We start from the raw sequence: 298 nt of genomic DNA on the forward strand, positions 1-298 counted from the left end.
TTAATTTATCCAGTGTTCCCGCAGGCAATTTGTCAAATGCTGCATTCGTGGGCGCAAAAACGGTAAAGGGACCTGCGTTGGAAAGCACATCTACTAATCCGGCAGCCTGCACAGCTTTCACCAGTGTCGAATGATCTGCACTTCCAATTGCCACTTTTACAACGTCTTTCTGGGAATCATCGTCCTTAACCGCAGATTGTCCGCTTAGCGGTGTTTCAACGGCAGCGGCAGCATTGTCAGAAGCGGCCTGATCGCCGCAGGAATGCATCAGGAGGGATGCTCCAATCAGGAGGGGAAT

General features: G+C 51.0%; 1 protein-coding gene. It reads right to left on the minus strand.

The features are described from left to right. The coding region (locus L0U89_RS20325) for a fasciclin domain-containing protein (protein WP_439651582.1) at positions 1–298 on the minus strand (298 nt) is incomplete at its 3' end.

Source organism: Mariniradius sediminis (assembly GCF_021491425.1).
Lineage (GTDB): Bacteria > Bacteroidota > Bacteroidia > Cytophagales > Cyclobacteriaceae > Mariniradius > Mariniradius saccharolyticus.